Source organism: Alistipes sp. ZOR0009 (assembly GCF_000798815.1).
Lineage (GTDB): Bacteria > Bacteroidota > Bacteroidia > Bacteroidales > ZOR0009 > Acetobacteroides.
In genome coordinates this window covers 1-659 of sequence record NZ_JTLD01000096.1, presented here as the reverse complement: position 1 = coordinate 659, position 659 = coordinate 1, and the positions used below count along the sequence as shown (strand labels likewise).

Genomic DNA, 659 nt, shown 5'->3' with positions numbered 1-659 from the left:
AAACGTTTCCTTTTACTCTTTTCGCTAACGCTTCCGTAACCGATACGCTCTTTTTCCTAAGCTTACCGTTAACGTTTGGCGGTATGGGCAACAAGCGCTTACGGGCTTCCGTTCTCTCAGCCTGCACTGTGGCTGCTGCGGTGCAGTAAGCTTCCGCCTACCACTTCACCCGCTTGTTGACTATACCGTGTGTTGGCATTAGTTTTTTATTTTCATTACTTCAGAACCTGTCATTTTCAGCATCATATCATAGTAGTTCTTTTCAGCATTTTCTAATTCTGGAAGCTTAAATACGGAATCACTAACTTTTTCTTCTGAAATAGCAACTAAAATCATTTTTATTGAAATAAAGTTGTTTATCGTTTTAACTATCTGTAATGGATATGAGTTTGTTACCTTAAGAATTTCATTAAAGTATTCATAATTATGGTTACGGAATAAGACAGGATTGACTTTAGCGACATTTGAATTAAAGAAATAGTATTCTTCTCCTAGTTTTCCCCAAGAGAGTTTCAGAAGTTGACATTCGTTTCCATTTACATTTACTGTAGAATCATTTTTATTTATTTTTGGTTCTTCAGTTTTAATATTCATTGAGTTGTATTTACTTGCATCAGTAATTACCACATATTCAAAATTATTTTGAAGAGTGAAAATTT

1 protein-coding gene is annotated in these 659 nt (G+C 34.3%); it reads right to left on the bottom strand.

What is annotated here, in order from left to right; all coding sequences use genetic code 11:
• Positions 1-198 precede the first annotated feature (198 nt).
• A partial coding sequence (locus L990_RS16575) for a hypothetical protein (protein WP_047451755.1) occupies positions 199-659 on the bottom strand: 461 nt, incomplete at its 5' end.